Here is a 7039-nt window from a genome sequence, read left to right on the forward strand (position 1 = left end):
CCACCACAGTGGTCTATTATGCAATCTCTTTGAGTAGATCCGGTGGTCTTATTTCGAGTGCTTTGAAAGCATCGTAAGCATTGCCGGAAAGGATAGAAGGAATGAAAGATTACTTGAATCGCGACGATCTTGCCTCGGAACGGACATCACTGGCAGCCCAACGGACTTTCTCCGCCTGGATCCGGACTGGTTTGGCGGGAGTCGGCGGTGGCTTGGCGGTCGCGCGCTTGCTCGTATTCAAAAGTTATGAGCACCGAGTTATAGCGCATGTGATTGGCGCGTTGCTCGTGATTTGGGGAGCAAGCATCTTTATTTACGCGATCATTGATTACCGGCGCACATGCGCGAGACTGATGCAAGAGGGTCCCTCGAAGAATTCGCTGCGTGCCTTGTTGCTCATGACGGTGGTGCTATTGATTGTTGCTGCGCTAGTATTCTGGCTTACCCTGCAATGAAAGGAGTATAGATAATGGCAAATATAACGTCGCTGACTGTCATTCAACTGAACGATAGCCATGCCTATTTTGATCTACACCAGGAAATGTTCTGGCAGGGTGGTCAGGCAGTTTATCGTCCTGCTGGAGGGTATGCCCGCATTGCCACAATCGTAAAGAAGATTCGGGCCAAGAACCAGGGGCGCACGCTCTTTTGCGACTGCGGCGATACCCTCCACGGTACCCATCCCACCCAGAAGACACAGGGAGAGGCTTTGATCCCTATCTTAAATTCATTGAGTCTCGATGCCATGACAGCCCATTGGGAATTTGCTTATGGTCCGGAGACCTTCAAACAGCGCGCAGCACAGCTCAGCTATCCGATGCTGGCAATCAATGTTTACAATCACGCAACCAAGGAGCGGCTCTTTCCACCATACAGCGTGAAAGAAATCGGTGGTTTACGGATCGGCCTCGTGGGCATCGCCTCCAATATTGTAGACAAGACCATGCCACCTTCCTTCAGCGCAGGACTTCACTTCACCCTGGGTCGAGAAGAACTCCCTTCCATTATCAATGTTCTGCGCACCCAGGAGAAGGCAGACCTGGTCGTCCTCATCTCCCACCTCGGGTTTCCCCAGGACATGAAGCTGTTGTCGGAGGTCCAGGGTATCGATGTTTGCCTGAGCGGCCACACCCATAACCGCCTGTATAAACCGGTCCTCCAGGGAAAAACGTTGATCATGCAGTCGGGCTGCCATGGTTCTTTCCTGGGCCGCCTGGATCTGGAAATTGAGGGGGGGCGTATAACTGACTACCGACACCAACTGATTGAGGTAGAAGACAATATAGACCCCGATCCTGCGGTAGCTGACCTTGTCCGCCAAGCGCTCACGCCTTATCAAAAAGAATTATCAACGGTTGTGGGTGAAACGGCGACGGCGCTCAACAGAGCGACCATGCTGGAAACGACGATGGACAATTTCCTGTTGCAGGCATTGCTGGAAAGCACGGGCGCGCAATTGGCATTCTCGAATGGTTGGCGCTTTGGGGCACCAATAATTCCCGGAGAGGTGACTTTGAATGACCTCTATAACATGATCCCGATGAACCCGCCAATCTCAACGGTCGAGCTGACGGGCGAGGAAATTGTTGTGATGCTGGAAGAGAATCTGGAGCGAACATTTGCAGGCGATCCGTATGACCAGATGGGTGGTTACGTTAAACGCGGTCTCGGCCTCAATGCCTATATCAAGATCGAAAATCCAGCCGGACAGCGCGTCCAGCAAGTGTTTGTAGGCAACGAGCCGCTACAAGCCGGGCGCTATTACCCCACGGCTTTTGTCACAGAACAAGGTGTCGCGCAGAAGTATGGTTGCAATCGCCAACAGCACACTGAGCGAAGCATAGAGGCGTTGACGGCATATCTGGCCAGGCACCGCCCGCTGCACGCAGAACTACGGGGCACCTTCGTCGCGGTATAGGGTATTCGCGTGATCGCGTACTCGCTCTGAAAAGCAGAGGTGTGCCCCTAGAACGGAACCATCAGGAGTGCTAAGAGTTGGAGGAAGCACACAAGGGGGTGCAGGATGAAGACCAACGGAACCAGGTACAGTCCGGCGTTCAAGCTCCAGGTGGTGTTGGAGGCCATTAAGGCCGAAGGGAAAGGTGGGGAGGCCCAGGTGACCCGGGCCTACGGTGTACGCCCGGTGACGCTCTCCAATTGGTGAAGGCAGTTTCTGGAACATGGGGCCGAGGTGTTTGAGGGTAAGGAGGTGGTGAAGGTCTACAAGAAGAAGGTGGCGGAGTTGGAGCGTATGGTGGGGCATACCTTTGGGAACTTCATCGGTGTGGTAATGAACAGGACTGCGAAAGGAAGCATTTTATCGCCTGGCCCAAAAGGTCAAAAGCATATTTTCCAAAAGAAACCTTTCGAAAGTGGTAGATGGATTATACGCCTGCGGACCGGTAATAGGTACATGCAGGCAATACCATTGGGATTACATGATTGTGCTCAAGGATAACTGTTTAAAAGAGGTCTGGGAAGATGCTGAAGAATTGATGAAGTTAGAAGAGGAGAACCATTACGAGTGCGATTGGGGAGATCACCATCAGGTATACACATGGGCAAACGCCGTTCCATATTATTATGGTCAACATAGAAAGAACAAAGAGACCTTTGCCGTAGTGATATGCCAAGAAGAATGGGACGAGGTTGATCGCAACCGCGGTGAAACCAAACATAAAAAGACGCGCTATGCTTGGCTGTCTGGTAGAGCGATTAACAAACACAACGTATTTAACCGCTGTACCAAAATGGCGCGATATAGGTGGAAGACAGAGAACAACATTTTAGTAGAAAAGCATTGTGGTTACCAATGTGACTCTCTCTTGAGTAGATTTAATTATGATGCATTACGGCTTTCAGTCTACCTATGAGGAATTGAAACAAATCTTTTGCAGCGTACACGTCGATGGTTTACAACTTCGCTTCCAGACTACCTATGAGGAACTGAAACCCGGATCAGGTCGGTATCGATCCCGGCTGGGCAACTGAAAGCGAGCTTCCAGACTACCTATGAGGAATTGAAACAAATATACTGTCTTAGAACCTTCTCCTGTTTGAAAAGAGACTGGATTTTTTGAGGAGGTGTCTGAACGGGTTGCACTCTTGATGAACTCGGCAATGTTTCACTTGTCCGAAAAGGCAAGCATGTCGCCCGGTCGCATTTGATGGCGCGCATCAGTGTAATCTGCCCGCTTTCAACCCATGATAGACCCATCATGTTAACTCCTGCAGGACCGCCTTCGCTTCCTTTAGGTCCGGAGTGTCAAACCCTTCGGAGAACCAGCCGTAGATCTTTGCCAGCAGTTGTCGGGCTTCATCTCGCTTGCCCAGCTTCTGTTACAGCAATCAAATAATGAGAAAAAATCTCGCTCAAATACATTAACCGCCTGAGATTCATCAATGCGAAATAAGCCATCTGCGCGCGTATTCAAGCTCCACATCGGTGCCTGAAGCGAAGGCGGCCATCGTCTCCCAGGTGCGCGGAACCCTTATCGAAGGCTGGATTCCTCCCGAGCCGGACGCATCGGCATCGATCTGGATCCTTCCTGAAGCGTCGAGCGACCGCCCGATCGGATATTCAAAAGTAAAGTCTTCGGGCATCGCGATAGGCCAGGGAATCAGCCCGAAGGAGCCATGCGTACCGTAGAAGCCCAGCACTTTTGCGTTGGGGAGCCTTCCTATCGCCATCGCGAGCCCTTCACCAGAGCTGATTGTCGCCGGATTCACCAGCACGGCGATTTCCCCCTCAAAATGAGGTTCCCGGGGCACAACCCAGAGCGCCCTGTCGCTCAGCTCAAAGGTCTGGGCAAAAAGATCGGAATAGGCGAGATCAAAGTGGCCGGAACTGGCGTTGTACCAGGCGGTGCGCTCGTAAAAGGCCTCTTCGCTGGCAAAAAAGCCCGAGATGTCGGCCGCGACCTGGTCGGAACCACCACGGTTCCCGCGCAGGTCGAGCACTAACGAAGTGACACCAGCCGCCTTGAAGGCCTTCAACGCCTCGACGACCGCGTCGCTGACCTCGGTCGGATACTTCGTGATGTCGTCAAAATGAATAACGTGGTAGATCCTCAGATAGCCGATGTCCCCGTCGAGAATCTTCCATACGACATTCCTGTGGAGCTCGTCCGTCAAGGGAATCGGGGCAATATCGAAGAGGCCGAGGTCCGCAAAGTCGTCGTGCTGTGCGACGAGCTCGACAGTGAAGTTCCGTCCGCCTGTAGCTGCCGCGGCCAGCGAAGCGGCCGGGTCGGCTGAAGGCGGCTCGAAGACGACAGTGGCGTGCCTTCCCACCGGTGCACGCGTTATTGCCTGAAGGCGTTCGAGTTCGAGGTCGTCGAGCGTCGCGGCATTCTTGAACCAGCGTATATCCGCGGCCAAAAGCGCTTTTTCCGTAGGCACGCCGTTCCACGATAGAATTCGCGCCCCGGCCGGCAGCCCGGCTTTTCCCGCGGGTCCATCCGCGCGTACCGCCGCGGCGACGATCGACCCATCGTCGAGCTCTGCGAGACCAAGGCCATAGCTACCGCCAATGAACCTCTCCCTAAGGTCGTCGGTGTTGGCCGTTATCTTGAGGTGGCCATCTGGAATCTCCTTGAGGTACTCCACCATCGCGATCCGGTAGGCGTCCCTGTCGCCACTGGCTTCGGCAGCCACAATCTTCTGCCCGTAATAGGCGGCCATCCGGTCCCAGGGGATTTTCTTCCAGTCACCGAAGGCGTAGGTGCGCGAGAAAAAGTCGTGCATCGCAAAGAATGCCTGACTCCAGCCCAGACCACTGAAATCGCCTTCTACCGGGAACGAAAACGCATCTGAAGGGGGAGCGTTATCCTGAGCGGGAATCTGCGCCGCCATGCCCGCGCAGAGCGCCAGAGCCAAAACCGCTACTGCAAGGGCCCCTCGCCCGGCATTCTTTTTTAAGCTCACAGGACTCACCTCCTGAACAGATCGGTCAGATTCACCTGGGCCCAGTCTGAATATCCCCATGCCCGGAACAGCACCACAGAATCCGCAGGGATGGCGATCACCTGAATGACCGTGCCGAAAGTACCTTCGACAACGGGCCCGCCCTTGTCGATCGTCTTTTCCATCATGGCCTTTACCGATTCAAGCGTGACATCGCCATTCCACTCGTCGCTGGCGAAGATCTCGTTCAGGGCGGGCTGACGGTCGTCGCGATAGCCCGCCGGAATCTCGTTGATCCTCCCCTTCCACGCAGGCGGTATGGGCTGGACAAAATTGTTGAGCGCATAGAGTTCGCCGTCTTTCAACTCCACGATGTGAGTGTCGAAGGTCGGTTTTTCCACAGACACCGCCCTTTCGGCATCCGCGACCTGCACCAGGTACGAAGCGTCTAGCTTGTCCGCCGTCAACCTCGAAATCACTTCATCGAAGGCCGAACATTCGTTCAGGAGATTAAAGAGTTCGACAACAACGAATGTGCCGTCCGGATTCTGTGTCGGGTCCGAGCCTGCACCGTTGTTTACCTCGATGAGAATGCCTTTCTCGTTGATGCCGGTCTCCACGTAGACCTGGCCGATGGGCCTGATGTTAGCGAAGGCGAGCGATCCGTCGTCGGGATTGAAGGCAACGAGCGAGAGATATTTCAGATAGGGGCGCATCGCAATCTGCGTCATGTCCCAGTTGCGTGCGAAATACAGCTTACCGTCAGCGGTCCTCGGGGCGGCTACCGCAATGCCGCTGCACGATGGCGCATTTTTCGACTGTTCGATAACAAGGTCCGGCAAAATATAGAAGGAAGTCTCAAGAAGGATATGCTCATCAAGGCTGAGCCCGGAAGTCTCCGACATGCCCCGCAGAAGCTCCTTCATCGGATCGGAATACGTATCGAATATCTCCCGCACCCCCTCGAGATGCTCGGGTCTAAGGCCGCGCGCCTCGAGATCGGCCTTGATCGCCACGTAGAATTCCTGAAGCTGGGGCGAAAGGAGGCCTCCGTACTGCCGTCCCATCTCATGCCAGTTACCCTTGAGCGAGAGCACTGGGTATCCGCCTACGGAACTTCGCCATGCCTGACCGCCTTCAAATACCCCGGAGGGCACAAGGCCAGCCGGCTCGTTCGCCCACACTGGCGCAGCGGAGAAAATTAATGCACACAGAACGACAAGGGGCAGAGCAAGACGCGGACGTACGCTCGTCCTAGTCTTTTTCATTATCTCCTTCTGTTGACGAGACTGCCGCCTGCCATTCCTCCAAAATGCAATCGGGACTTTTTTCATTCGATTACCTCCTTTTGAGTGATATTGAGCTTTTTCTTGCTTAACGATTTTACTCTTATAATACCCGCATTAAGCAAACGTATCTTGAGTAGATTTAATTATGATGCATTACGGTGACCTGCAGATCACATTGAGTACAAGGAGCTGGGGACATCGACTGTCCGAGAGAGGGCGGGACTGAAGAGATGAGATCCCGTGCAGGATCCCTGAACAGGAGACCCCATTGGAGAGGGACAGACTCGATTTTTTCGATTAGATTTACGTTAATCTTCTAGGTAACTCATGAGTCTTTCCGACGCTTATTTTCTTCTACGCTAAATTGATCATTTGAGGAAGAGCAATAATGCAGGACAAGATCCCGTGCAGAACCATCACGGGATGACAAAGCGAGTGGATTTAGGGGCAGGCTTTACGTGATGACGCGCGGGGATATTACGGAATGATACAACATGTTTTTGGGGCATGACACTCTCCCCTTAGGTCATCCTGAAAAGCTCCTGTTCAGGATCTGGGCTTAGAAATAAACGAGGTTAGAGGTCAGTGTTCAGAGGTTGCAAGAGCAAGAGATTGGTCACCACTTGTGAGGAGAACCGTGAAGCAATAGTATCAGGATTCCGACCAGTAGCTTTGTCGGAATGATGGCATTTGACGCCTTTCCCTTTGGACTTCAGCTTGCAACTTGGAACAGTCAACTTGCAACTGTTCTTTAGAAGGACGGGTTCATGGTCTGGGTCTGAAGGCCAATGACGGCACTTCCCAGCACTCAGCGGGTCTTATTGAACTCGTCAGTCCCCATTTTC

The 7039-nt window shown here is 53.3% G+C and carries 6 protein-coding genes; 4 read left to right on the plus strand and 2 right to left on the minus strand.

Translation table 11 applies throughout. The annotated features are described in order from the left end of the window. The first annotated feature begins 101 nt into the window (after window positions 1-101). The 4 genes from PLF13_14820 to PLF13_14835 all read left to right on the plus strand — a co-directional run bounded on the left by PLF13_14820 (window position 102) and on the right by PLF13_14835 (window position 2873). Window positions 102-455 carry a DUF202 domain-containing protein gene (locus PLF13_14820; protein ID HOP08542.1) on the plus strand — a complete coding sequence of 118 codons (354 nt, stop codon included), beginning with the start codon at window positions 102-104 and terminating at the stop codon, window positions 453-455. A gap of 14 nt (window positions 456-469) precedes the next feature. Then, the gene (locus PLF13_14825) at window positions 470-1918 is read left to right on the plus strand and encodes a bifunctional metallophosphatase/5'-nucleotidase (protein HOP08543.1); all 1449 of its coding nucleotides are present in this window, start codon (window positions 470-472) and stop codon (window positions 1916-1918) included. 105 nt (window positions 1919-2023) lie between these two features. Further along, window positions 2024-2164, plus strand: a complete 141-nt coding sequence (locus PLF13_14830; GenBank protein HOP08544.1) for a hypothetical protein — start codon at window positions 2024-2026, stop codon at window positions 2162-2164. A 280-nt stretch (window positions 2165-2444) separates the two neighbouring features. Continuing rightward, entirely contained in the window at window positions 2445-2873 is a 429-nt protein-coding gene (locus PLF13_14835) for a hypothetical protein (protein ID HOP08545.1), read from the plus strand. A gap of 526 nt (window positions 2874-3399) precedes the next feature. Here the strand turns inward: PLF13_14835 and PLF13_14840 are convergent. Then, window positions 3400-4926 (minus strand): S41 family peptidase, encoded by a 1527-nt coding sequence (locus PLF13_14840; GenBank protein ID HOP08546.1) that lies wholly within the window; start codon window positions 4924-4926, stop codon window positions 3400-3402. 5 nt (window positions 4927-4931) lie between these two features. Next, complete coding sequence (locus PLF13_14845; protein ID HOP08547.1) at window positions 4932-6002, minus strand: C45 family autoproteolytic acyltransferase/hydrolase; 1071 nt, start codon at window positions 6000-6002, stop codon at window positions 4932-4934. Between the last annotated feature and the right edge of the window lie 1037 nt (window positions 6003-7039).

This window comes from Candidatus Zixiibacteriota bacterium (genome assembly GCA_035380245.1).
Taxonomy (GTDB): domain Bacteria; phylum Zixibacteria; class MSB-5A5; order GN15; family FEB-12; genus DAOSXA01.